The organism is Citrobacter sp. RHB20-C16, from assembly GCF_013890155.1.
GTDB classification, from domain to species: Bacteria; Pseudomonadota; Gammaproteobacteria; order Enterobacterales; family Enterobacteriaceae; genus Citrobacter_A; species Citrobacter_A amalonaticus.
Genome location: NZ_CP057630.1, coordinates 2,682,166 through 2,707,107, shown reverse-complemented (window position 1 = coordinate 2,707,107; position 24,942 = coordinate 2,682,166). Strand labels below are relative to the sequence as shown.

The window sequence follows — 24,942 nt, the reverse complement described above, 5'->3', positions numbered from 1 at the left end:
GGATAACAGGGAAGTGATGGTGGTGGGGGAAGGATTACTCGGCGCGTTGCGCCTCGCCCTTCGGGTCGTTGCCTGCGGCAACGCTTTCTCGCTACGCTCGAATCGAACCTTTGTCGAAGCTTCTCATCCTTCCCCGCATAGGCAGAATATAGGGAAACATCGATTGATTTAATAAAGGGATAACAGGGAAGTGATGGTGGTGGGGGAAGGATTCGAACCTTCGAAGTCGATGACGGCAGATTTACAGTCTGCTCCCTTTGGCCGCTCGGGAACCCCACCACGGGGTAATGCGTTTTACTGGCCTGCTTCCATTTCGGGAAGCGGGGCGCATCATATCAAATGATGCGCCCCTGTAAAGCATTCCGGCGAGAAAAATAAACTGGTTGCCTGATTTTTACCCGTAAAGGCGTAAAAGCTAACCAATTCATTTCTCAGTCGATTAAAGAATAATCGTCCGGTTGCCGTACACAAACACGCGCTGGGCAAGTACCTGATACAACGCGCGGCTCAGAACGTTCTTTTCGACGTCGCGCCCGGCGCGCATCATGTCTTCGGCCGTGTAGGTGTGATCCACATGGATGACGTCCTGCATGATGATCGGACCTTCGTCCAGATTGTCATTCACGTAGTGCGCCGTCGCGCCGATGATCTTCACCCCGCGCTCATAAGCCTGGTGGTAAGGGCGTGCGCCGATGAACGCCGGCAGGAACGAGTGGTGAATATTAATAATCTGGTTCGGGAAGCGCGCCACAAACTCCGGTGTCAGCACGCGCATATATTTCGCCAGCACCACGTAATCCGGTTGGTGCGCGTCAATCGCGTCCGCCATCTTCTGATCGTGCTCTTCACGGGTTAATCCTTCGTGACTGACCAGCTCGAAAGGAATTTCAAAACGCTCGACCAGCGAACGCAGCGTTTCGTGATTACCAATCACGGCGGCGATATCCACATCCAGACCGCCATAGTTGGCTTTCATTAACAGATCGCCCAGACAATGCGCTTCTTTGGTGACCAGAATCACCACGCGACGGCGCCCGGCAGGATTCAACTCGCGAATGGAGCCTTCCGGTAAGGCGCTATCCAGATCGGCCAGCAGCGTGGCGTCGTTAAAAATGCCTTCCAGTTCGGTGCGCATGAAAAAACGACCGGTGCGGTGGTCTACAAACTCATTGTTCTGCACGATATTCAGTTCATGTTTGTAGCAAATATTCGTAATACGCGCGATAAGCCCCTTCTGGTCAGGGCAGATGGTACGAAGCACTTTTCGTTGTAAAGAATGCATTGCAGCGGTAATCCTGTTGATGATGTTTGCTGAGTGAATACTGTCGGGCAATTGACTAGCCGCAGCATTTTTTAAATTTTTTACCTGAGCCACAAGGGCAGGGGTCGTTGCGTCCAAATTGCGGGCGTGTACCATCGATATAGTACCACTGACCGTTTTCTTTTAAAAAACGAGAACGTTCAATGATCGCCCCTGGTTTTTCGTGTTCGCGAAAACGGGCGACAAAACTGACGTAACCGGTGTTGTCCGCCTCAGACACGGTGTGTTCGAAAACGGTCAGCCCCAGCCATTCAGTTGTGGCAAATCCGGCACCGATCTCATCCCGGAAACGGGCCGCGTGACAGACCGAATGCCAGGTCCTGATCAAATAATCTGCGTCTTTCATCACAAAAGCGCAGTAGCGCGAACGCATGAGGTGCAATGGATCGGGTGCGACTTGCTCGCCAGACAGATATCGGTGGCAACATAGGCTATACTCGACTGCGCTACCACAGGGACAAAGCTGAGACACAAAAAACTCCCTGATAAAAAAACGGCGTATAAAAAAGCCTGGGTAGCACTATGTTAACTGAGCGTTGGAGATGTTGCTACGCCCGTAAGCCAGGGGAAGTTTGTTGGTCAAATGAGAAAAATGAAAATAGGTCTGGCGCTGGGCTCAGGTGCTGCGCGAGGCTGGTCCCATATTGGTGTCATCAAAGCCCTCAAACACATGGGCATTGATGTTGATATCGTCGCTGGGTGCTCCATCGGTTCGCTGGTTGGTGCCGCCTACGCCTGTAACAAATTGCCCGCGCTTGAAGAGTGGGTCTGTTCATTCAGCTATTGGGATGTCCTGCGTCTGATGGATCTCTCCTGGCGTCGGGGCGGACTGTTGCGCGGCGAGCGCGTCTTTAATCAATATCGCAACGTCATGCCCGTGGCTGAAATTGAACAGTGCAGCCGTCGGTTTGCGACGGTGGCGACCAATCTCAGCACGGGGCGTGAATTATGGTTTACGGAGGGCGATCTCCATCTTGCCGTTCGCGCCTCCTGTAGTATTCCCGGCCTGATGTCGCCCGTCGCTCACAATGGCTACTGGCTGGTGGACGGCGGCGTCGTTAATCCGGTTCCCATCTCACTGACCCGCGCACTGGGCGCGGATATTGTGATTGCCGTCGATCTGCAACATGACGCGCATTTGATGCAGCAGGATCTGTTGTCATTGAATGTCAGCGATGACAGCCCGGAGGGAGATAATGACGGACTTTCCTGGCATGCGCGCCTGAAAGAACGGCTGGGCAATATTACCGCCCGCCGTGTGGTGACAGCGCCAACCGCGATGGAAATCATGACCACCTCGATTCAGGTGCTGGAAAATCGTCTCAAGCGTAATCGCATGGCGGGCGACCCGCCGGATATCTTAATTCAACCGTTCTGTCCACAAATCTCCACCCTGGATTTTCATCGCGCCAGCTCTGCCATAGAAGCAGGGCGATTAGCGGTAGAGAAAAAGATGGACGAGCTTTTACCTCTGGTGCGTGCCGGCGTTTGACGCACCATTTTTAACTACACTTAAGCATATTCTGACAGGCGTGTGTGGCAATAGCATGCCACTATTGAGTAAAGCCAGTCAGGGGAGAGAACATGACGCAGCCATTGGTCGGAAAACAGATTCTAATCGTTGAGGACGAGCCGGTTTTCCGCTCGCTTCTGGATTCGTGGTTTTCCTCTTTGGGAGCGACAACAGCACTGGCGGCCGATGGCATAGAAGCACTGGACCGTTTAGCTGATTTCACACCCGATCTCATGATTTGCGATCTTGCAATGCCAAGAATGAACGGCCTCAGTCTGGTGGAGCATTTGCGTAATCGCGGTGACCAGACGCCGATTCTGGTGATCTCGGCGACAGAAAATATGGCGGATATTGCCAAAGCTTTACGTCTTGGCGTAGATGACGTCCTGCTGAAGCCGGTGAAAGACCTGACCCGACTGCGGGAAACGGTGTTTGCCTGCCTGTATCCGAATATGTTTAATTCCCGGGTTGAAGAAGAAGAGCGCCTGTTTCGCGACTGGGATGCGATGGTGGATAATCCTGCCGCCGCGGCAAAATTACTTCAGGAACTTCAGCCTCCGGTGCAGCAGATTATTTCGCATTGCCGGGTCAATTACCGACAACTGGTTTCGGCGGATAAGCCTGGACTGGTGCTGGATATCGCGCCACTTTCGGATAACGATCTCGCATTTTATTGTCTGGACGTTACCCGGGCTGGCGACAACGGTGTGCTGGCGGCGTTACTCCTGCGGGCGTTATTTAATGGTCTGTTACAGGATCAACTTGCACATCAGAATCAGCGTCTGCCGGAACTGGGAGCATTATTGAAACAGGTCAACCATCTGCTTCGCCAGGCCAATTTACCCGGACAGTTTCCGCTATTAGTTGGCTATTATCACAGTGAGCTTAAAAATCTGATTCTGGTTTCTGCCGGACTCAATGCGACATTAAATACCGGATTGCATAATGTGCAGATCAGTAACGGCGTTCCACTGGGAACGTTGGGTAATACTTACCTTAACCAAATTAGCCAACGCTGCGACGCCTGGCAGTGTCAAATTTGGGGGGCAGGAGGTCGGCTACGTCTTATGTTGTCTGCGGAATGAACAATCGAGAGGGCGGATGCAAATTGCCGTATCTGCCTTTCTCTGCGGGTGTTACTATCTGCGCCAGTCTTATACGTATTTATCTTAATTATACGAACACGCATCCTTTTCGGACCTGAGGCTTGTGTCAGTCCTGATATACTCGATGCGATACAGATTGATGAACACGTTCAATACATGAACAGTCCAGGAGAATTTAAATGGCTGCCATTAACACGAAAGTCAAAAAAGCCGTTATCCCGGTAGCGGGATTAGGAACCAGGATGTTACCGGCGACGAAAGCGATCCCGAAAGAGATGTTGCCGCTGGTTGATAAGCCATTAATTCAGTATGTCGTAAACGAGTGTATTGCTGCGGGCATCACTGAAATTGTACTGGTGACGCACTCCTCGAAAAATTCGATCGAAAACCACTTCGATACCAGTTTCGAACTGGAAGCGATGCTGGAAAAACGCGTTAAGCGCCAGCTACTCGAAGAAGTTCAGTCTATTTGTCCGCCACACGTCACGATAATGCAGGTTCGCCAGGGGCTGGCAAAAGGCCTGGGCCATGCGGTATTGTGCGCCCATCCCGTGGTTGGTAATGAACCTGTCGCGGTTATTTTGCCTGACGTTATTCTTGATGAGTTTGAGTCCGATTTATCCCAGGATAATCTGGCTGAAATGATCCGTCGATTTGATGAAACCGGAAATAGCCAGATTATGGTTGAACCGGTCGCGGATGTGACCGCATACGGTGTGGTTGACTGTAAAGGCGTACCGCTGGCACCAGGTGAGAGCGTGCCAATGGTGGGCGTTGTGGAGAAACCGAAAGCCGATGTCGCCCCGTCAAACCTGGCGATTGTTGGCCGCTACGTGTTGAGCGCGGACATCTGGCCTCTGCTGGCGAAAACCCCTCCAGGCGCGGGTGACGAAATTCAGTTGACTGACGCGATTGACATGCTGATCGAAAAAGAGACTGTTGAAGCCTACCATATGAAAGGAAAGAGCCACGACTGCGGCAATAAATTAGGTTATATGCAGGCGTTTGTGGAATATGGCATTCGACATAATTCGCTTGGTAGCGAATTTAAGGCCTGGCTCGAAGAAGAGATGGGTATTAAAAAGTAACCAGACGTTATAATTAACGAACTGAGACGGCGCTGACATCCAGCGCCGTTTTTTTATACCAACGCTTGATGAGAAATCGTCAGATTGCAGGCATAAAAAATCCCGCAGAGCGCGGGATTTTAAGCAAGGAGATTACAGATTATTCCTTAATCAGGAAATCGTCCAGTTGTTTACCTTGCTCTTCCATTGCTTTCTTGATCACTGCCGGAGTACGACCCTGACCAGTCCAGGTTTTAGTTTCACCGTTTTCGTCAACGTAGCTATATTTAGCCGGACGCGCTGCACGTTTAGCTTTGGTGCCGGATTTAACCGCTGCCATGCTATTCAGCAGTTCATTCGGATCAATACCGTCAGCAATCAGCATTTCACGATATTGTTGCAGTTTACGAGTGCGCTCTTCAACTTCAGCGGCTGCCGCGCTTTCTTCTTCACGACGTTCGTTAACAACAACTTCTAATTTTTCCAGCATTTCTTCCAGCGTCTCAAGGGTACATTCTCTTGCCTGCGCACGAAGAGTACGGATGTTGTTCAGAATTTTAAGTGCTTCGCTCATTGTAGTAATCTCAAACTTATATTGGGGGTGGTTTGTTGAGCTAATAATAGAGCGTTAAATTCAGATGTGCAATAGCCAGGAATGTAAGGAATTCAAAATTGCCCTTTATTTTTTGCCTGCAATAAATATCCGAACTTAAATTTTTCTTGAAGGAACGCACAAAAAAAGGCTTATTGGCTGAGCGGTTACTCCTTTTTTCAGGCGAGAACATCCGGATTCAGGTCACATTTTCACATGATGAAATAGACATTCATTGTAGTGATTTCAACCTTTTGTATTAGTTTTGTTGATGGGCACAGTCTATTACTTCGCAACAGTTATGTAGAACAGTAACAATAAGTTCAGGGTTTCCATTAGGTCAGCGTTGATAAGCAGCGTTGATGAATATCAAACGCACATTACGACAAGAATGGGAGCCGCCGCGCATTGTTTGTTCAATTGTTAATTCGTATTTTCCGTACATTCGGCCCTACAGATTTTTCTCGCGCCGGGAGGGGGAGGCGGAAGATATAGCCAACGAGAACAGAACCTGGCACCGATAACGATTGAAATTATGCTACACTGCGCCCCGTCTTTATTTCACTTTGGTGAGGGTCTGTGGCCGATGGCACAGCTATATTTCTACTATTCAGCAATGAATGCAGGTAAGTCGACAGCCTTACTGCAATCTTCATACAATTACCAGGAACGCGGGATGCGTACTGTCGTATATACCGCGGAAATAGACGATCGTTATGGTGCGGGGAAAGTGAGTTCGCGTATCGGGTTGTCTTCTCCCGCCAAATTGTTTAACCAGAATTCATCGTTGTATGAAGAGATTGCAGCTGATAATGCGCGTCAACCTATTCATTGCGTGCTGGTGGATGAATGTCAGTTTTTAACCCGGCAGCAGGTTTATGAATTATCGGAAGTTGTTGATCAACTGGATATTCCGGTGTTGTGCTACGGATTACGCACTGATTTTCGCGGTGAACTATTTGTGGGTAGCCAATACCTGTTGGCGTGGTCAGATAAGCTGGTGGAATTAAAAACGATCTGCTTCTGCGGGCGTAAAGCAAGTATGGTGTTGCGTCTTGATCAGGCGGGCAGACCCTACAATGAAGGCGAGCAGGTAGTTATTGGCGGCAACGAGCGGTATGTCTCGGTCTGTCGTAAGCATTATAAGGAAGCGCTGGAGGAGGGCTCTCTGACGGCGATACAGGAACGCCATAGCCACGACTAATTTTACCTACTGATAAACGCTTAGCGACGCGCTGAACCGTTTACAGACCCGACCGTGGGGCAACAACAGAGACGGATTTCGGAGACAAAAAAAGCGGCCTCATCAGAGGCCGCTTTTACGTTGTAACAGTTCAGCGAGAATTACGCAGATTTCTTTGCTTTTTTCTCTGCTTTCGGAGCAGCGGCAACTTCTTTCGCCGCCGGGGTGCCTTCAGAGAACTCACGACCGTAGAAGGTATCCAGCAGGATCTGTTTCAGTTCGGAGATCAGCGGGTAGCGCGGGTTAGCGCCGGTGCACTGGTCATCGAATGCATCTTCAGACAGCTTGTCAACGTGAGCCAGGAAGTCAGCTTCCTGAACGCCTGCTTCACGGATTGACTTCGGAATACCCAGTTCAGCTTTCAGGCTTTCCAGCCATGCCAGCAGTTTCTCAATCTTCGCAGCAGTACGGTCGCCCGGTGCGCTCAGACCCAGATGGTCTGCGATTTCAGCATAACGACGGCGTGCCTGCGGACGGTCATACTGGCTGAAGGCAGTCTGTTTGGTCGGGTTGTCGTTCGCGTTGTAGCGAATAACGTTGCTGATCAACAGGGCGTTCGCCAGACCATGCGGAATGTGGAACTGTGAGCCCAGTTTGTGCGCCATGGAGTGACACACGCCGAGGAAGGCGTTCGCAAACGCGATACCGGCGATAGTGGCTGCACTGTGAACACGTTCACGGGCGACCGGGTTTTTAGACCCTTCGTTGTAAGACGCCGGCAGGTTTTCTTTCAGCAGTTTCAGCGCTTGCAGTGCCTGACCATCAGAGAACTCAGAAGCCAGTACGGAAACGTAAGCTTCCAGGGCGTGAGTGACGGCATCCAGACCACCGAAGGCACACAGGGACTTCGGCATGTCCATGACCAGGTTAGCATCGACAATTGCCATATCCGGGGTCAGGGCGTAGTCAGCCAGCGGGTATTTCTGACCGGTCGCATCGTCAGTAACAACCGCAAACGGAGTTACTTCAGAACCGGTACCAGAAGTGGTGGTGACCGCAATCATTTTCGCTTTGACACCCATTTTCGGGAACTTGTAGATACGTTTACGGATGTCCATAAAGCGCAACGCCAGTTCTTCGAAGTGAGTTTCCGGATGTTCGTACATCACCCACATGATTTTCGCGGCGTCCATAGGGGAACCGCCACCCAGCGCAATGATCACGTCAGGTTTGAAGGAGTTTGCCAGCTCTGCACCTTTACGGACAACAGAGAGCGTCGGGTCCGCTTCCACTTCAAAGAACACTTCAGTTTCAACGCCAGCCGCTTTCAGCACAGAGGTGATCTGGTCTGCATAACCGTTGTTGAACAGGAAGCGGTCAGTCACGATGAGCGCACGTTTGTGGCCATCAGTAATCACTTCATCCAGCGCGATTGGCAGTGAGCCACGGCGGAAGTAGATAGATTTCGGAAGTTTGTGCCACAACATGTTTTCAGCTCGCTTAGCAACGGTTTTCTTGTTGATCAGGTGTTTCGGACCAACGTTTTCAGAGATGGAGTTACCACCCCAGGAACCACAACCCAGAGTCAGGGAAGGTGCGAGTTTGAAGTTATACAGGTCACCGATACCACCCTGAGATGCCGGGGTGTTGATCAGGATACGTGCGGTTTTCATCATCTGACCGAAGTAAGCCACGCGCTCCGGCTGGTTGTCCTGGTCGGTGTACAGGCAAGAGGTATGACCGATACCGCCCATCGCCACAAGTTTCTCCGCTTTAATGACCGCGTCTTCAAAATCTTTCGCACGGTACATCGCCAGCGTCGGGGACAGTTTTTCGTGAGCGAACGGTTCGCTCTCATCAACCACTTTCACTTCACCGATCAGGATCTTAGTGGTTTCTGGCACAGTGAAACCTGCCAGTTCAGCGATTTTGTGCGCAGGCTGACCTACGATAGCGGCGTTCAGCGCGCCATTTTTCAGGATCACGTCCTGAACCGCTTTCAGCTCTTTGCCTTGCAGCATGTAGCCACCGTGGCTGGCGAAACGTTCGCGAACGGCATCGTAAACAGAATCAACCACAACAACAGACTGTTCAGAAGCACAGATAACGCCGTTGTCGAAGGTTTTGGACATCAGTACAGAGGCGACTGCACGTTTGATATCAGCGGTTTCATCAATAACTACTGGCGTGTTACCTGCACCCACACCGATAGCGGGTTTACCGGAGCTGTATGCGGCTTTAACCATGCCAGGACCACCAGTCGCCAGAATCAGGTTGATATCCGGGTGGTGCATCAGTGCGTTAGACAGTTCAACGGAAGGTTGATCGATCCAGCCAATCAGATCTTTCGGCGCACCGGCAGCGATAGCAGCCTGCAGTACGATATCGGCCGCTTTGTTGGTAGCATCTTTTGCACGCGGATGCGGAGAAAAGATGATCGCGTTACGGGTTTTCAGGCTAATCAGAGACTTAAAGATTGCCGTAGAGGTTGGGTTAGTGGTTGGTACGATACCGCAGATGATACCAATTGGTTCAGCAATGGTGATGGTCCCGAAGGTGTCGTCTTCAGACAGCACGCCGCAGGTTTTTTCATCTTTGTAAGCGTTATAGATGTATTCAGAAGCAAAGTGGTTTTTAATCACTTTATCTTCGACGATACCCATACCGGATTCGGCAACGGCCATCTTCGCGAGAGGAATTCGAGCATCTGCAGCAGCCAGAGCGGCGGCGCGGAAGATTTTATCAACTTGTTCTTGAGTGAAACTGGCATATTCACGCTGGGCTTTTTTGACGCGCTCGACGAGTGCGTTAAGTTCAGCGACATTAGTAACAGCCATAATGCTCTCCTGATAATGTTAAACTTTTTTAGTAAATCATCTGCTCGATACGTGAGTATAGACAGCGGGCGTTAGTTTGTATAACAGCCAGAAAATCAATTGGTTACTTAACGTTCAGTTTGCTCTGATTTACTAAAAGAGCTTATGCGTCAGCGTCATCTAACTCTAACGCGTTACTTCCAGGTGGCGTAAGCAAGGTTACTCACTTCTGAGTAGCGATTACGTGATCTGGATCAAGATTTAGCAAAGCTGACACCTTTCAGCAGGCCGTTTTAGCCCTAAACGCTAAGTGTTGTGTAATTGTAGTGGTGAATGGGTCTCAAATTATCATAATTAAAACATATTAGTAACACTCAGGAATGGTAGCAATTTTACGTTTGCCCTGGTGAAATGTGCTGTGAAAAGGCGTATCTTCAGCACGGTTTTTACTCGGTTATTTTAACTTACTTTATACGGCTAACGCTTCGGAGCTAACCGTGATCCAAACGCTGTTTGATTTTCCTGTTTATTTTAAATTTTTCATCGGGTTGTTCGCGTTAGTGAACCCGGTTGGGATTATTCCTGTCTTCATCAGTATGACCAGCTACCAGACAGCGGCGGCGCGCAACAAAACGAACCTCACTGCTAACCTGTCCGTTGCGATCATTCTGTGGACCTCGCTATTCCTCGGCGACGGCATTCTGCAACTGTTCGGTATCTCAATTGATTCGTTTCGTATCGCCGGCGGGATCCTTGTGGTCACCATTGCGATGTCGATGATTAGCGGCAAACTGGGTGAGGATAAGCAGAACAAGCAGGAAAAATCAGAAACGGCGATCCGTGAAAGTGTAGGTGTGGTTCCCCTGGCGCTGCCGCTGATGGCAGGCCCCGGCGCGATCAGTTCAACCATTGTGTGGGGAACGCGTTATCACAGTGTGATGTACCTGCTTGGCTTCTTTGTGGCGATTGCGCTTTTTGCCCTGTGCTGTTGGGGACTCTTCCGCATGGCACCGTGGTTGGTGCGTGTTCTGGGCCAAACGGGTATTAACGTGATTACCCGAATTATGGGGCTACTCTTAATGGCGCTGGGCATCGAGTTTATTGTCACCGGTATTAAGGCCATATTTCCAGGGCTTTTAAGCTAATTCGCTTTCAGATGAAATATCCCACGGAGCTGTTCACGGCTCCGTCTTTTTTATTGTCCCGTCTCGTCACCTTTCTTACTTTCAGTCCCGCCTACCGGGAATCACTGATGCCTCTGTCGGTATTAAGTCCCTTGATTTAACAGTCTTTTTAATCCCTTTGCGAGGCTCTGCATTGTTATTTTGCTCACATCACAATCCGGGGCTTGCTGAAGGATAATTGAGATGATATTAGTTAATTCAATGAACTTGCAGAGTAATGTGCTAAAAAATAACCAATTGTTAAATTTTTGTATATTTATACGCCTTTTGCAGAGATCAAGGGTCTCAGACGAATGGGGTATCACTAATTGATTGATTGCTAAGCGATTGTTGTTATTTTGCTTGTTTCGGAACGTTCCGCCGGAACGCAATTTTTTCTCTAAAAGAGAATTGCTTAACAAATCTGTAAATTGTATTGGCGGTTAATAAATGCTTTTGTTACTTTCCGACAGTTCATATTGCAGCGGATTGCTTGTTGATGAGAATAAATATCAACTAAGCAGTCTGGCCACTATTCATGCGCCCCCTGACAGGGGAGGTGCATAACGAATCGACGTAAGGTGATCAAACGAATCGCCAGAATAAATAAAGTCGGTGATAGCAGGCAGTAAACGACCTGGCAGCTGAAAGTCTCCGAAGCTGATCAGAGATCCCTGACGGGATTAACAGGCTGGTGATAAAACCAGTAATTATAATGAGGGAGTACAAACACAATGACCAACACGAAGAAAAGTTTAGTGGCGGCAGGAATTTTAACTGCGCTCATCGCCGGAAATGTCGCGACAGCTGCCGTCGTCCCCGCAGGTGTGCAACTGGCGGAAAAGCAGACGCTGGTGCGAAATAATGGTTCGGAAGTTCAGTCTCTCGATCCGCATAAAATCGAAGGGGTGCCGGAATCCAATATCAGCCGCGATCTGTTTGAAGGCTTAATCATCAGTGACGTCGACGGTAAACCGTCTCCGGGCGTGGCTGAGAAATGGGAAAATAAAGATTTTAAAGTCTGGACATTCCATCTGCGCAAAGATGCAAAATGGTCCGATGGCTCACCGGTGACGGCCCACGATTTTGTTTACAGCTGGCAACGTCTGGCGAATCCGAATACCGCATCCCCGTACGCCAGTTATCTGCAGTATGGTCATATTGTCAATATTGATGACATCGTTGCCGGCAAGAAACCGCCAACCGATCTTGGCGTTAAAGCCATTGATGATAATACCTTTGAAGTGACCCTCAGCGAGCCTGTACCTTATTTCTACAAACTGCTGGTGCACTCATCCGTTTCCCCGGTTCCTAAAGCCGCCGTTGAAAAATACGGTGAGAAGTGGACTCAGCCAGCCAATATCATCACCAACGGTGCGTATAAGCTGAAAGACTGGGTGGTTAACGAGCATATCGTGCTCGAGCGCAATCCTAATTACTGGGACAACGCCAAAACGGTCATTAATCAGGTGACGTACCTGCCGATCGCATCAGAGGTGACAGACGTTAACCGTTACCGCAGCGGTGAAATCGACATGACCTATAACAACATGCCGATTGAACTGTTCCAGAAACTGAAAAAAGAGATCCCGAACGAAGTTCATGTTGACCCGTATCTGTGCACCTACTATTACGAAATCAATAACCAGAAAGCACCGTTTACGGATGTCCGCGTGCGTACCGCGCTTAAGCTGGCGCTGGACCGCGATATTATCGTTAATAAAGTGAAAAACCAGGGCGACCTGCCGGCATACAGCTTCACGCCTCCGTATACTGACGGCGCAAAACTGGCTGAACCAGAATGGTTTGGCTGGACGCAGGAAAAACGTAACGAAGAAGCGAAAAAATTACTGGCCGAAGCCGGATATACCGCTGATAAACCGTTGACCTTCAACCTGCTGTATAACACGTCCGATCTGCACAAGAAACTGGCTATCGCCGCGGCGTCCATCTGGAAGAAAAACTTAGGTGTGAACGTCAAGCTGGAAAACCAGGAATGGAAAACCTTCCTCGATACGCGTCATCAGGGCAACTATGATGTTTCCCGTGCGGCCTGGTGTGCGGATTACAACGAACCGACTTCCTTCCTGAACATGGTGTTGTCTGACAGCTCAAACAACACGACGCATTATAAGAGCCCGGCGTTTGACAAGATCCTTGCCGATGCGCTGAAAGCAACGAATGAAGAGCAGCGTACTGAGCTTTACGGCAAAGCCGAGCAGCAGCTTGATAAAGATTCTGCGATTGTGCCGGTGTTCTACTACGTCAACGCCCGTCTGGTGAAACCGTGGGTGGGTGGTTATACCGGTAAAGACCCGATGGATAATATCCACGTCAAAGATTTGTATATTATCAAGCATTAATGGCAAAGGGTGGGGCAGCAGACGTTGCCCCACAGTGTCTTTTTTCGTCGACTCTCAACACCTCTCATTAGCGGTTCTGCGTGAAGGGGTGTAAAGGCACACGCCAGAAGGTACGGGCAATGTTGAAATTTATTCTACGCCGCTGTCTGGAAGCAATTCCGACGCTGTTTATTCTTATTACCATTTCGTTCTTTATGATGCGTCTTGCGCCGGGAAGTCCCTTCACCGGTGAACGCGCGCTGCCGGCAGAAGTTCTGGCAAACATTGAAGCGAAATACCATCTTAACGACCCTATCATGACCCAGTATTTCAGCTATCTGAAGCAACTGGCGCACGGTGATTTCGGTCCTTCCTTTAAATACAAAGATTATACGGTTAACGACCTGGTCGCTTCGAGTTTTCCGGTATCGGCGAAACTGGGTCTTGCCGCCTTTTTTCTGGCCGTGATCCTCGGGGTGAGCGCTGGCGTAATTGCCGCGTTGAAGCAAAACACGCGATGGGACTATGCGGTCATGGGGGTGGCGATGACCGGGGTGGTAATACCGAGCTTTGTGGTCGCGCCTCTGCTGGTCATGATATTTGCGATCACCCTCAAATGGCTGCCGGGTGGCGGCTGGAATGGCGGGGCGCTGAAATTTATGATCCTGCCGATGGTGGCGTTATCACTGGCCTATATTGCCAGTATTGCGCGTATCACCCGTGGCTCAATGATTGAAGTGCTGCACTCAAACTTCATTCGCACCGCGCGAGCGAAAGGGCTGCCGATGCGCCGTATTATTTTCCGCCATGCGTTGAAACCGGCGTTACTCCCGGTGCTCTCCTATATGGGACCGGCATTTGTCGGGATTATCACAGGTTCAATGGTCATTGAGACAATCTATGGTTTGCCGGGGATTGGTCAGCTGTTTGTTAACGGCGCGCTGAACCGCGATTACTCGCTGGTTCTCAGCCTGACGATCCTCGTGGGGACATTGACCATTGTCTTTAATGCGATTGTTGACGTGCTCTATGCCGTCATCGACCCGAAAATTCGTTACTGATACTGGAGCTCGCGATGATGTTAGGTAAGAAAAACAGCGAAGCGCTGGAGAATTTCAGTGAGAAGCTGGAGGTCGAGGGGCGCAGCCTGTGGCAGGATGCTCGCCGTCGTTTTATGCATAACCGCGCTGCGGTTGCCAGTCTGATTGTGTTGGTGGTGATTGCGCTGTTCGTGACGCTGGCACCGATGCTGTCGCAGTTCACCTACTTCGATACCGACTGGGGCATGATGTCTAGCGCGCCGGATAGCGAGTCTGGTCACTATTTTGGTACCGACTCCTCTGGACGCGACCTGCTGGTGCGCGTGGCGATTGGCGGGCGGATCTCGCTGATGGTCGGCATCGCGGCCGCGCTCGTTGCGGTGGTCGTGGGGACGCTGTACGGCTCGCTTTCAGGCTATCTGGGCGGCAAAATCGACTCGGTGATGATGCGCCTGCTGGAAATCCTCAACTCCTTCCCGTTTATGTTCTTCGTTATCCTGCTGGTCACCTTCTTCGGGCAAAATATTCTGCTGATTTTTGTGGCGATCGGGATGGTTTCCTGGCTGGATATGGCGCGTATTGTGCGCGGGCAAACCCTGAGCCTGAAGCGGAAAGAATTTATTGAAGCCGCGCAGGTGGGCGGCGTGTCGACCGGTAACATCGTCCTGCGTCATATTGTGCCTAACGTGCTGGGCGTGGTGGTGGTGTACGCCTCCTTGCTGGTGCCAAGCATGATCCTGTTCGAATCGTTCCTCAGCTTCCTGGGGCTGGGGACGCAGGAGCCGCTGAGCAGTTGGGGCGCGTTGCTAAGCGATGGCGCCAACTCGATGGAAGTGTCGCCGTGGCTACTGCTGTTCCCGGCCGCTTTTCTGGTGGTGACGTTGTTCTGTTTTAACTTTATTGGCGATGGCTTGCGTGATGCCCTCGACCCGAAAGACCGTTAAGGAGTGCAGCCATGAGCGTAATTGAAACTGCAGGCGTGCCGTTCGCGCAGCAAAGGGCTAACGCACTGCTGGACGTAAAAGATCTTCGTGTGACGTTCAGTACCCCGGACGGTGATGTCACCGCGGTGAATGATTTGAACTTTACGCTGCGCGCCGGAGAAACCCTCGGCATCGTCGGTGAGTCCGGTTCAGGTAAATCACAGACCGCGTTTGCGTTGATGGGGCTGCTGGCCGCGAATGGTCGGATAGGCGGTTCGGCGACGTTTAGCGGCCGCGAGATCCTCAATCTGCCGGAGCACGAACTGAATAAGCTGCGCGCCGAGCAAATCTCGATGATTTTTCAGGACCCGATGACCTCGCTGAATCCCTACATGCGTGTCGGGGAGCAACTGATGGAAGTGCTGATGCTGCATAAAAGCATGAGCAAAGCGGAGGCGTTTGAAGAGTCGGTCAGAATGCTGGATGCGGTCAAAATGCCGGAAGCGCGTAAGCGGATGAAAATGTTCCCGCATGAATTTTCCGGCGGTATGCGTCAGCGCGTGATGATCGCAATGGCGCTGCTGTGCCGGCCGAAGTTACTGATTGCCGACGAACCGACGACCGCCCTGGATGTTACCGTGCAGGCGCAAATCATGACGCTTCTCAATGAACTGAAGCGTGAATTCAACACCGCCATCATCATGATTACCCACGATCTTGGGGTGGTGGCCGGGATTTGCGATAAAGTGCTGGTGATGTATGCCGGTCGGACGATGGAATACGGTAATGCCCGCGATGTCTTTTATCAGCCCGTTCATCCTTATTCGATAGGTCTTCTCAATGCGGTGCCGCGTCTGGATGGCGAAGGTGACGAGATGCTGACGATTCCGGGGAACCCGCCCAACTTACTGCGTCTGCCGAAAGGCTGTCCGTTCCAGCCGCGCTGTCCGCATGCGATGGAGATTTGTAGCACCACTCCGCCGCTGGAGGAGTTCAGTCCAGGTCGCCTGCGCGCCTGCTTTAAACCGGTGGAGGATCTGGCATGAACGCTGTAGATGAAAAACGTAAAGTCCTCCTGGAAATCGCCGATCTGAAGGTGCATTTCGACATTAAAGATGGCAAGCAGTGGTTCTGGCAGCCCTCAAAAACGCTGAAGGCAGTCGATGGCGTGACGCTGCGGCTGTATGAAGGAGAGACGCTGGGGGTCGTTGGCGAATCCGGCTGCGGGAAATCGACCTTTGCCCGGGCCATTATCGGGCTGGTAAAAGCGACCGATGGTCGGGTGGCATGGTTGGGTAAAGACCTGCTGGGGATGAACCCCGATGAATGGCGGGACGTTCGCAGTGATATTCAGATGATTTTCCAGGATCCGCTGGCATCGCTGAACCCTCGCATGACCATTGGTGAAATCATCGCTGAACCGCTGCGAACCTATCATCCGAAATTACCGCGTCAGGAAGTGCGCGATCGGGTGAAAGCGATGATGATGAAGGTGGGCTTACTGCCAAACCTGATTAACCGCTATCCGCATGAGTTTTCGGGCGGTCAGTGCCAGCGTATCGGGATTGCCCGGGCGTTGATTCTGGAGCCGAAGCTGATCATCTGCGATGAGCCGGTCTCCGCGTTGGACGTGTCAATTCAGGCGCAGGTCGTCAACCTCTTGCAGCAGCTTCAGCGGGAAATGGGGCTGTCGCTGATCTTCATCGCCCATGACCTGGCGGTCGTAAAACATATCTCTGATCGCGTGCTGGTGATGTATCTGGGTCATGCCGTGGAACTGGGGACCTATGACGAGGTCTATCACAACCCACTGCATCCCTACACTAAAGCGCTGATGTCGGCGGTACCGATTCCCGATCCCGATCTGGAAAAGAACAAGACGATTCAGCTACTGGAAGGGGAATTGCCGTCACCGATTAACCCGCCGTCAGGCTGTGTATTCCGTACCCGTTGTCCGATAGCCGGCCCGGAATGTGCGAAAACGCGTCCGGTACTAGAAGGCAGTTTCCGGCATGCGGTTTCCTGCCTTAAAGTAGACCCGCTATAATCGCAAGGGCTGACAAACTGTCAGCCCTTCTTTTCGCAGAGGTTATCGTGTCGTTTTCCTTGTCATCGCTTCGCAGGCAGATTTATCACCGCTTGTTCGATCTGAACACCCGCTCAGGGCGACGGGGCGAGGGGTTATGTGCTCTGTTCGCGCTGTTGAGCGTGCTGGTTATTTTTATTGAATCGGGCCTTGGCACGCAATATCACCTGACGCTTGATGAGTGGCATATTTTTGTCTGGCTTGAACTCATCATCACGCTGGTCTTTACGCTGGAATATTTGCTGCGTTTAGTGAGCTGGCCGAATCCGGCGAAATATGTCTTCAGCTTCTGGGGCTTAATTGATTTAGCGACTATTCTGCCGTTGTATGTGATGTGGCTGTGGCCGGAAATCAGCCTCAATTACGTTTTTGCCTGGCGGGCTATGCGGGCCATTCGTATCCTGCGGATCCTTAAGCTGTTGCGTTTTATGCCTTCATTACGGGTATTCTGGCGGGCGATTATGAGTGCCCGGCATCAACTGATTCTGTTTTATTCGTTTATCGGCATTTTGATGATTATTTTCGGCACGCTGATGTATCTCATCGAAGGACCGGAATATGGATTCACCACGCTGAATGCGTCGGTCTACTGGGCGATTGTGACCGTCACGACGGTTGGGTATGGCGATATTTCGCCACATACGCCATTGGGGCGGATTGTGGCATCAGTCCTGATTTTGATTGGCTATTCAGTGATTGCCATTCCTACTGGGTTGATCACCACGCATATGAGCATGGCGTTTCAAAAGCGGAATCAACAGCGCCAATGCCCACAGTGCCAGCAGAGCCAGCATGAACATAGCGCGAAATTTTGTAACCACTGCGGCAGTAAATTGCCGGACTAAATAAAAAGAGCCGCGATTGCGGCTCTTGTCTTTGATTATTCGCGCCAGAGAATATGGCAGAGCTTGTGATTTTTTTCGCGACACAGCAACACGCGGGCAAAAATATCGTTGATCTCGCCGTCTTCACTGTCTGCCAGACCAATTACCACTTCGGCAAAGAAGTCCGGGTTCAGGTCATAATCCACGTGATCCTGCCAGTCTTCTGACGGATCAAATAACTCTGCGCCGCCGCGCTCCTCAAACTGCAGGTTGAACAGAATAATGTCCGCCGGGTCGAGGTTATCGGCCGCCAGTTCGAGAAAAATATCGTAAGCCTGCTCAAGCGTTTCGTCTTCAGTCAGGCGATTGTTCAGATCCATATCCATAGTGACTACCTGTTTACCGTCTCTTGGGCACGTTTTACAGCAACGGACTGAAGAAGTAAAACAGTCGCTCGGTGATCCGCTGCCAGAGCGGGCGTTTTAGCCACAAATTCGCGTCCAGCAGGCGAGAACGGGAGATATAATCGTCCTGCACAGCCGCCAGATCGCCGCCGAATCCGACGTCATCAATCACCAGCGTGATCTCAAAATTCAGCCACAGACTGCGCATATCCAGATTCACGGTCCCGACCAGACTGAGTTCACCATCGACCAGTACGCTCTTGGTATGCAACAGACCGCCTTCGAACTGATAAATTTTCACCCCGGCCGCCAACAGCTCGGTAAAGAAGGCGCGGCTGGCCCAGCCAACCAAGAGTGAATCGTTCTTGCGTGGCAGAATAATACTGACGTCCACACCGCGCTGCGCCGCTGTACAGATGGCATGCAGCAAATCGTCGCTCGGCACGAAGTAGGGGGTAGTCATAATTAAATATTCACGCGCCGAATAAGCCGCCGTCAGCAGCGCCTGGTGTATCAGATCTTCCGGAAAGCCTGGGCCGGAAGCGATGGTATGAATTGTGTGTCCGCTGGCCTCTTCGAACGGCATTATGTTGACGTCCGGCGGCGGAGGCAGAATGCGTTTGCCGGTTTCAATCTCCCAGTCGCAGGAATAGACGATGCCCATTGCGGTTGCGACCGGACCTTCCATCCGCGCCATCAGATCCACCCACTGACCGACGCCCACATCCTGTTTGAAAAAGCGCGGATCCACCATATTCATGCTGCCGGTATAAGCAATATAGTTATCAATCATCACCATTTTGCGGTGCTGACGCAGGTCCATGCGACGCAGGAACACACGGAACAGGTTAACCTTCAGCGCTTCGACCACTTCGATACCGGCGTTGCGCATCATCGCCGCCCAGGGGCTGCGGAAGAAAGCGACGCTACCGGCAGAGTCCAGCATGAGTCGGCAATGGATCCCGCGTCGTGCGGCAGCCATCAGGGATTCCGCCACCTGATCCGCCATACCGCCAGGTTGCCAGATATAGAACACCATTTCGATGTTATGTCGTGCCAACTGAATATCGCGGATCAGCGCCTGCATCACATCGTCAGAATCGGTGAGCAACTGGAGTTGGTTGCCTTTAACCCCCGCGATGCCCTGGCGACGCTCACAGAGTTTGAACAGCGAAGCGGCGACGCTGCTGTTCTCTTCGGCAAAGATATGTTTGCAGGCTTTAAGATCGTTCAGCCACTTTGCGGTGGATGGCCACATTGCGCGAGCGCGTTCTGCCCGACGCTTGCCCAGATGCAGTTCCCCGAAGGATAAATAAGCAATAATTCCGACCAACGGCAGAATATAAATGATCAGCAGCCAGGCCATCGCAGAAGGAACCGCGCGACGTTTCATTAAAATACGTAATGTTACACCGGCAATGAGCACCCAGTAGCCCAGAATGACCAGCCAACTCACCACCGTGTAGAAGGTTGTCATAGATTAAAAATCCTTTTGAAAGCGTATTGTTATGAGTTTACGCGTCATGATAAATCTGGCAAATAAAAACACGGCAAAAGCGCTAGCCTGCCTGTCTGTGGGGGGTATAATGCCCATTCTTGCACTGTAAGAGTAGGTATCATGAAGCGGAGTAGAACGGAAGTGGGACGCTGGCGGATGCTGCGTCAGGCCAGTCGCCGTAAAGCGCGTTGGCTTGAAGGACAGTCGCGTCGGAATATGCGGATCCACTCAATCAGAAAATGTGTCCTGAATCAGCAACGGAATTCGCTGCTGTTTGCGATCCATAGCCTCTGAGTGAACAGGGCACCGCATGCGGTGCCCAATGAACACGTCTTTCAGAACGTCTTCTTAAAGGGTTTCACTGAAACCTGCGCGTAAACCCCGGCGGCAACATACGGGTCAGCCTCGGCCCAGGATTGCGCCTCTTCCAGTGAGTCAAATTCAGCAATCACCGTGGAGCCGGTAAAACCTGCCGCACCGGGATCGTTACTATCTACCGCTGGCATGGGGCCTGCAGTCAGGAGACGTCCTTCGTCGTGAAGCAACTGTAGTCGTGCCAGATGCGCGGGGCGGACGGAAAGACGCTTTTCAAGTGAATTCGGGTTATCTTGCGCGTAGATGACATAAAGCACGGATAGGGCTCCTTGTTCGGTAAAAGTGCTAAATACGTTATTTGAAAGGCCTCTTTACTGCAACGCAAAGATGACAGCCTTGTTAAGGCCGTACAATTGTCAGGGAATTTTTAGGAGAAAAATGGCGCTTATGGCGATGGCTTATTGAATATGATTGCTATTTGCATTTAAAATTGGGGCCTGGTTTTTCAACTGAAACGATTATGACTTCAATGACCCTTGATTTACCTCGTCGCTTTCCCTGGCCGACGCTACTTTCTGTCGGCATTCATGGCGCTTTAGTGGCGGGACTCTTGTATACCTCGGTACATCAGGTTATTGAATTGCCTGCCCCTGCGCAGCCCATCTCCGTAACGATGGTTTCGCCAGCCGACCTGGAACCGCCGCAGGCTGTCCAGCCGCCGCCGGAAGCGGTTGTCGAGCCTGAACCTGAGCCGGAACCGATTCCCGAACCGCCCAAAGAGGCGCCGGTTGTTATCGAGAAACCGAAGCCTAAACCCAAGCCCAAACCGAAACCGGTGAAAAAGGTACAGGAGCAGCCGAAGCGTGATGTCAAACCTGCCGAGCCGCGTCCGGCGTCGCCGTTTGAGAATACCGCGCCTTCGCGTCCGGCCACCAGCACTGCGCCGGCAACCAGCAAGCCGACAGTGAGCGTTCCGGCAGGTCCACGTGCGTTAACGCGTAACCAGCCGCAGTATCCTGCGCGCGCTCAGGCATTACGCATTGAGGGGCGGGTAAAAGTGAAGTTTGATGTTACGTCCGATGGCCGGGTGGACAACGTACAAATCGTGTCAGCGCAACCGGCTAACATGTTTGAACGTGAAGTGAAGAATGCGATGCGCAGATGGCGCTATGAAGCCGGTAAACCGGGTTCAGGGCTGGTCGTGAATATCGTCTTCCGTCTGAACGGCACCACGCAAATCGAATGATCATCTGGTGATAACGTAAAAGCCTCCGTAATGGAGGCTTTTTTGTATTTATTCTACCGGTAGCGGGCGGGGTTTACCGTCTGGATCTACCGCGACGTAGATAAACAGTGCCTCTGTCGCTTTGTAGCGCTGGCCAATTGGCTCTGACGCCACTTTCTTGACCCAGACTTCAATATTGATGCTGACGGAAGTGGTTCCGCGCTTCACACAACGGGCGTAGCAACATACCACATCGCCGACGGCAACCGGACGCAGAAAGCTCATTCCTTCCACACGGACGGTCACCACGCGACCATGGGCAATCTCTTTGGCCTGAATAGCACCGCCAATATCCATCTGCGACATCAGCCAGCCGCCAAAAATATCACCGTTGGCATTGGTATCGGCAGGCATAGCCAGTGTGCGTAAAACCAGTTCGCCCTGCGGGGCGTGAGTTGTTGTTGTCATTGTAAAACCGACTGTAGAAAAAAATTTCAGGCGCGATGCTACTATGATTTTAGCATGGAGAACAGAGGGGAAACGCCCGCGAGACGGGCGTTTGGGTGATTAGAATGACATCGTTACGCCCGCATAGTAAGCGCGTCCGGGTTCGTTGTAGGTTGAGGCGCCATCGTTTTCACGATAGATCCGCTTGTCGAAGAGGTTACTGATCCCGGCATTCAGGCGCAGGTTTTTCGTCATCTGGTAATTAGCGCCGAGTCCGACAACCGCGTAGGCACCCATCTCCTTATCCGACATGGCACCCGTTTCGTTGCGCGTTTCAGCATACTCGCGCGGTTTTTGTCGACCGTACTGCGTCCACTGTAGCTGCGTGGAAAGCTTGTCGTTCACCTGCCAGTCGAGCAGGGTATTAATGGTGTATTTCGGGATCACGGAGAGCGGGTTACCGGTGTCCTTGTTCTCTGATTTGATCATATACGTCGCGTTTGTGCGCCAGCTTAACGTTTCCGGCACCAGCGGGATCACCACGTTACCTTCCAGACCTTCGACAATCGCTTTGCCACCATTTTCCCATTGCAGGATGTTATTTCCGTTGGAGGCGTAACCGATAATATCGGTCCCGGCGACGATTTTATTCTTATAGTCATTACGGAACCAGGTGATTCCCGCATCCCACCCAGCGTAATTAAATTCCAGGCCGATCTCTTTGTTAATACTGATTTCCGGGTCCAGATCCGGATTACCCAGCAGATAACAACTGCCGGTGGCGATAGTATTCGGACACCCGTTGCCGCGCGTGGAGAGCAAATATCCCTCGCTGGACTGATACAGGTTTGGCGCTTTAAAGACGCGCGCAATCCCGGCTTTCAGCTTAAACAGATCGCCCAGTTCCTGCGACATATTCAGACTGGGGCTCCAGTTGCTGCCAAATTCGTCGTGATAGTCAAAACGGATCCCCGGAATAATATCCGTGCCAGGCCGCGCTTCGATATTATCTTCCAGATATATACCGGTGAGCGTGGCGCTATTTTTGGAACTGCGACTGGAGGCGTCACCGGAGACATTGCCAATCTGCACGCCGGATGCGCTGGTGGCCTGCATAGACGCCGGATCGTTGAGTTCGTCACGGTTCCACTCCGCACCCACCGTCAGGGTTTGATCAACCAGCCAGAAGACAGGGATGTTGAGTTCTCCGGAAGAACGATAAGATTCCAGGCGGCTGGTGGCGTATTCGGTGTTATTGATCATCCCTTCCACTTTACCGGTCGAGCCTTCCTGCATTCGGGTGTTATTGGTTTTTTCGTAGTAGACGCCGAATGTAGACTGCCCCCAGTCCCAGATGCCGTTATGCGTCAGCCCCCACGACTGACGATACATCCGGTTGGTTTCATCGCCGTAAAGGGTACTGACCAGCCCGTCAGGACTGACGTTAGCGTTGCTATACTGGGTATCCCCGGCATAGATATTGCCCTGACGACTGTAGCTGTAGTCAAAATCGACAATTTGCTGTGGCGTCAGTTTCCAGGAGAGCAGGGCGTTGATGTCTTTATTGCGCACCCCTTCGCGCCCTGCGGCATAGGATCTATTTTGCCGGGTATTGATATCCGCCGCATCGGCGTCAGTTTTGTTGATGTTGCCATACAAACGCATGGTGAGAACATCGTCAATGAGCGGGCCGCTCAGATTGACGTTCGCTCGCCTGGTGGCACCTTCTTTGCTGTTCTCGGGCTGGTTGGTATAAAGAGACAGCGAACCATGCCAGTCGTTCGTTGGCCGTTTAGTGATGATATTTACGACGCCACCCGCCGCGCCGGAACCGTAACGTGCCGCTGCCGGGCCACGCAGCACCTCAATACGCTCGACCATCTCTGCCGGTACCCAGTTTGTGTCACCACGGGTATCACGCTCCCCGCGCCAGCTATAGCGCACCGAGTTTCGCGAGGTGACCGGCACGCCGTCAATCAAGATCAGCGTGTTTTCCGGACCCATGCCGCGAATATCAATCTGACGGTTATTTCCCCGACTGCCGCTGGCGCTGTTGCCCGTCAGGTTCACACCGGGCATGGTGCGAATAATATCGGAGAGGTCGTTGACCGGTGGGGATTTTTCAATGTCTTTGGCGGTGATAATAGAAACACCGGGTTGTTGCTTGAGAGCTTCTTCGGCGGTGGCCTGGACGACCATCGTTTCACCGTCGTTCAGAACGTCGTCTGTGGCGAATGCATTTCCGCTTAATGCTGTGGCAATCAAAAGCGCCAGTGGGCGTGGAGAAATTTTTGTTATCGTATTCATCAACTGACATCCCAATTGTAAAAATTCGATACGGAATATAAATGATAATTATTCTCATTTCAATGTTGTGAAGGCAATCTCCATAATATCTTCACGATTCAGGCAATTTAGGGCGAGTACGGCAGGGATTGTGCAGAAAGCAAAACCAGGCCCATGGGCCTGGTTGGATGAGCATTTACGATTTGTCTTCTTGCGGGAGATGGCGATAGATATAAACACCACTCAACAGGGTAAAGATCAGCGTCAAGGCGGTGAGGCCGAATACCTTAAAGTTCACCCAGATATTTTGCGGTAGCCAGAAGGCGATGTAGATATTGGCAAGCCCACACAGAATAAAGAAGATGGCCCACGCGAGGTTGAGCTTAGACCAGACCGGCTGTGGTAGCGTCAGTTCTTTACCCAGCATGCGCTGGATCAGCGGCTTTTTCATGATCCACTGGCTAACCAGAAGCGCACCGGCAAACAGGCCGTAAATCACCGTCACCTTCCATTTAATAAATTCATCGTTATGGAAGAAGAGGGTTAACCCGCCGAACACGGCCACCAGAACAAAAGTGATCAGCGCCATTTTTTCAACTTTGCGATAGCGAACCCAGCTGTAGATGAGCACGATTGCCGTTGCGACAATGAGCGCCGAGGTGGCCGCATAGATGTCGTACACTTTGTAAAAAACAAAGAAGACAACCAGCGGTAAAAAATCAAGAAACTGCTTCATTCTTCGATTCCGTAATCAAACGCGTCGGGCATTACTGCCGGCGACGCAGACAGGG

At 51.5% G+C, this 24,942-nt stretch carries 23 protein-coding genes, 1 tRNA gene and 1 other RNA gene; 13 read left to right on the top strand and 12 right to left on the bottom strand.

The window, feature by feature from the left end; all coding sequences use genetic code 11:
* Positions 1 to 17: 17 nt before the first annotated feature.
* From HVX64_RS12960 to HVX64_RS12945, 4 genes are all read right to left on the bottom strand, one after another.
* Positions 18 to 148: non-coding RNA, RtT sRNA (locus HVX64_RS12960), on the bottom strand.
* Between the two features lie 46 nt (positions 149 to 194).
* Positions 195 to 279 (bottom strand) — tRNA-Tyr (locus HVX64_RS12955).
* 160 nt (positions 280 to 439) lie between these two features.
* Complete coding sequence (purU, locus tag HVX64_RS12950) at positions 440 to 1,282, bottom strand: formyltetrahydrofolate deformylase (RefSeq protein ID WP_043000499.1); 843 nt, start codon at positions 1,280 to 1,282, stop codon at positions 440 to 442.
* Between the two features lie 55 nt (positions 1,283 to 1,337).
* Positions 1,338 to 1,793, bottom strand: coding sequence for a YchJ family protein (locus HVX64_RS12945; protein ID WP_043000500.1), 456 nt, complete (start codon positions 1,791 to 1,793; stop codon positions 1,338 to 1,340).
* A gap of 111 nt (positions 1,794 to 1,904) precedes the next feature.
* Between HVX64_RS12945 and rssA the strand changes: the two genes are divergently transcribed.
* The 3 genes from rssA (at position 1,905) to galU (ending at position 5,028) form a co-directional block, all read left to right on the top strand.
* Positions 1,905 to 2,813 carry a patatin-like phospholipase RssA gene (gene rssA, locus HVX64_RS12940; protein WP_043000501.1) on the top strand — a complete coding sequence of 303 codons (909 nt, stop codon included), beginning with the start codon at positions 1,905 to 1,907 and terminating at the stop codon, positions 2,811 to 2,813.
* Positions 2,814 to 2,905: 92 nt separating this feature from the next.
* Complete coding sequence (gene rssB, locus HVX64_RS12935) at positions 2,906 to 3,919, top strand: two-component system response regulator RssB (RefSeq protein WP_043000502.1); 1,014 nt, start codon at positions 2,906 to 2,908, stop codon at positions 3,917 to 3,919.
* A gap of 200 nt (positions 3,920 to 4,119) precedes the next feature.
* A complete protein-coding gene (gene galU / locus HVX64_RS12930; protein WP_043000503.1) occupies positions 4,120 to 5,028 on the top strand; it encodes a UTP--glucose-1-phosphate uridylyltransferase GalU in 909 nt (302 codons plus the stop codon).
* 139 nt (positions 5,029 to 5,167) lie between these two features.
* On the opposite strand, the gene hns is transcribed toward galU, so the two are convergent.
* Positions 5,168 to 5,581, bottom strand: a complete 414-nt coding sequence (gene hns, locus HVX64_RS12925) for a histone-like nucleoid-structuring protein H-NS (RefSeq protein WP_042318627.1) — start codon at positions 5,579 to 5,581, stop codon at positions 5,168 to 5,170.
* Between the two features lie 604 nt (positions 5,582 to 6,185).
* On the opposite strand from hns, the gene tdk reads away from it, so the two are divergent.
* Positions 6,186 to 6,803, top strand: a complete 618-nt coding sequence (gene tdk, locus HVX64_RS12920; protein ID WP_044257707.1) for a thymidine kinase — start codon at positions 6,186 to 6,188, stop codon at positions 6,801 to 6,803.
* Between the two features lie 140 nt (positions 6,804 to 6,943).
* Here tdk and adhE read toward each other — a convergent pair whose 3' ends face one another.
* Positions 6,944 to 9,619, bottom strand: a complete 2,676-nt coding sequence (adhE, locus tag HVX64_RS12915) for a bifunctional acetaldehyde-CoA/alcohol dehydrogenase (protein ID WP_044257708.1) — start codon at positions 9,617 to 9,619, stop codon at positions 6,944 to 6,946.
* A 476-nt stretch (positions 9,620 to 10,095) separates the two neighbouring features.
* Here adhE and ychE point away from each other — a divergent pair, with 476 nt between their 5' ends.
* From ychE to HVX64_RS12880, 7 genes are all read left to right on the top strand, one after another.
* The gene (gene ychE / locus HVX64_RS12910; protein WP_043000505.1) at positions 10,096 to 10,743 is read left to right on the top strand and encodes an NAAT family transporter YchE; all 648 of its coding nucleotides are present in this window, start codon (positions 10,096 to 10,098) and stop codon (positions 10,741 to 10,743) included.
* 752 nt (positions 10,744 to 11,495) lie between these two features.
* Positions 11,496 to 13,124: an oligopeptide ABC transporter substrate-binding protein OppA gene (gene oppA, locus HVX64_RS12905; protein ID WP_043000506.1), complete on the top strand. Its 1,629-nt coding sequence runs from the start codon at positions 11,496 to 11,498 to the stop codon at positions 13,122 to 13,124.
* A gap of 119 nt (positions 13,125 to 13,243) precedes the next feature.
* Complete coding sequence (gene oppB / locus HVX64_RS12900) at positions 13,244 to 14,164, top strand: oligopeptide ABC transporter permease OppB (RefSeq protein WP_043000507.1); 921 nt, start codon at positions 13,244 to 13,246, stop codon at positions 14,162 to 14,164.
* A 14-nt stretch (positions 14,165 to 14,178) separates the two neighbouring features.
* A complete protein-coding gene (gene oppC / locus HVX64_RS12895) occupies positions 14,179 to 15,087 on the top strand; it encodes an oligopeptide ABC transporter permease OppC (protein ID WP_043000508.1) in 909 nt (302 codons plus the stop codon).
* A gap of 11 nt (positions 15,088 to 15,098) precedes the next feature.
* The gene (gene oppD, locus HVX64_RS12890) at positions 15,099 to 16,112 is read left to right on the top strand and encodes a murein tripeptide/oligopeptide ABC transporter ATP-binding protein OppD (RefSeq protein ID WP_043000509.1); all 1,014 of its coding nucleotides are present in this window, start codon (positions 15,099 to 15,101) and stop codon (positions 16,110 to 16,112) included.
* Positions 16,109 to 17,113: a murein tripeptide/oligopeptide ABC transporter ATP-binding protein OppF gene (gene oppF / locus HVX64_RS12885; protein ID WP_043000510.1), complete on the top strand. Its 1,005-nt coding sequence runs from the start codon at positions 16,109 to 16,111 to the stop codon at positions 17,111 to 17,113. Before oppD ends, oppF begins: the two co-directional genes overlap by 4 nt.
* A 47-nt stretch (positions 17,114 to 17,160) precedes the next feature.
* Positions 17,161 to 17,997 carry an ion transporter gene (locus tag HVX64_RS12880; RefSeq protein WP_043000511.1) on the top strand — a complete coding sequence of 279 codons (837 nt, stop codon included), beginning with the start codon at positions 17,161 to 17,163 and terminating at the stop codon, positions 17,995 to 17,997.
* A 35-nt stretch (positions 17,998 to 18,032) separates the two neighbouring features.
* On the opposite strand, the gene HVX64_RS12875 is transcribed toward HVX64_RS12880, so the two are convergent.
* Together HVX64_RS12875 and cls are read right to left on the bottom strand one after the other, a co-directional pair.
* Positions 18,033 to 18,362: an HI1450 family dsDNA-mimic protein gene (locus tag HVX64_RS12875; protein ID WP_043000512.1), complete on the bottom strand. Its 330-nt coding sequence runs from the start codon at positions 18,360 to 18,362 to the stop codon at positions 18,033 to 18,035.
* A 34-nt stretch (positions 18,363 to 18,396) separates the two neighbouring features.
* A complete protein-coding gene (gene cls, locus HVX64_RS12870) occupies positions 18,397 to 19,857 on the bottom strand; it encodes a cardiolipin synthase (RefSeq protein WP_044257710.1) in 1,461 nt (486 codons plus the stop codon).
* Between the two features lie 141 nt (positions 19,858 to 19,998).
* Between cls and HVX64_RS12865 the strand changes: the two genes are divergently transcribed.
* On the top strand, positions 19,999 to 20,172 hold the full coding sequence (locus HVX64_RS12865; protein WP_086512586.1) for a YciY family protein: 174 nt from the start codon (positions 19,999 to 20,001) through the stop codon (positions 20,170 to 20,172).
* A 41-nt stretch (positions 20,173 to 20,213) separates the two neighbouring features.
* On the opposite strand, the gene HVX64_RS12860 is transcribed toward HVX64_RS12865, so the two are convergent.
* Complete coding sequence (locus HVX64_RS12860; protein WP_043000514.1) at positions 20,214 to 20,510, bottom strand: YciI family protein; 297 nt, start codon at positions 20,508 to 20,510, stop codon at positions 20,214 to 20,216.
* A gap of 212 nt (positions 20,511 to 20,722) precedes the next feature.
* On the opposite strand from HVX64_RS12860, the gene tonB reads away from it, so the two are divergent.
* Positions 20,723 to 21,439, top strand: a complete 717-nt coding sequence (gene tonB / locus HVX64_RS12855) for a TonB system transport protein TonB (RefSeq protein ID WP_044257824.1) — start codon at positions 20,723 to 20,725, stop codon at positions 21,437 to 21,439.
* 48 nt (positions 21,440 to 21,487) lie between these two features.
* Here tonB and yciA read toward each other — a convergent pair whose 3' ends face one another.
* From yciA to HVX64_RS12840, 3 genes are all read right to left on the bottom strand, one after another.
* Positions 21,488 to 21,886, bottom strand: a complete 399-nt coding sequence (yciA, locus tag HVX64_RS12850) for an acyl-CoA thioester hydrolase YciA (RefSeq protein WP_043000515.1) — start codon at positions 21,884 to 21,886, stop codon at positions 21,488 to 21,490.
* 99 nt (positions 21,887 to 21,985) lie between these two features.
* Complete coding sequence (locus HVX64_RS12845) at positions 21,986 to 24,172, bottom strand: TonB-dependent siderophore receptor (protein ID WP_044257712.1); 2,187 nt, start codon at positions 24,170 to 24,172, stop codon at positions 21,986 to 21,988.
* A gap of 175 nt (positions 24,173 to 24,347) precedes the next feature.
* On the bottom strand, positions 24,348 to 24,887 hold the full coding sequence (locus HVX64_RS12840) for a septation protein A (protein ID WP_043000517.1): 540 nt from the start codon (positions 24,885 to 24,887) through the stop codon (positions 24,348 to 24,350).
* Between the last annotated feature and the right edge of the window lie 55 nt (positions 24,888 to 24,942).